We start from the raw sequence: 271 nt of genomic DNA on the forward strand, positions 1-271 counted from the left end.
GCCAGGCTTTACCGCTTATATGGGCTTATTGGACATTGGTGCACCTAAAACGGGTGAAACCATTGTAGTGGCAGCCGCTACTGGCCCTGTTGGTGCAACGGTTGGCCAAATTGGTAAATTAAAAGGTTGTCGAGTGGTGGGTATTGCCGGCGGCGCAGAAAAATGTCGTCACGCCAAAGAAGTGCTAGGTTTTGACGAATGTATTGACCACAAAGCGGCTGATTTTGCTGAGCAACTGGCAAAACATTGTGATAACGGCATTGATGTGTAT

The 271-nt window shown here is 48.0% G+C and carries 1 protein-coding gene; it reads left to right on the plus strand.

Annotated elements, in window-relative coordinates; translation table 11 throughout:
• Window positions 1–271 (plus strand): zinc-binding dehydrogenase (locus AAEY72_RS14945; RefSeq protein ID WP_352311341.1); only part of this gene is annotated, 271 nt, incomplete at both ends.

It is taken from the genome of Psychrobacter sp. W2-37-MNA-CIBAN-0211, from assembly GCF_040309405.1.
In the GTDB taxonomy this organism is placed as follows: Bacteria; Pseudomonadota; Gammaproteobacteria; order Pseudomonadales; family Moraxellaceae; genus Psychrobacter; species Psychrobacter glaciei.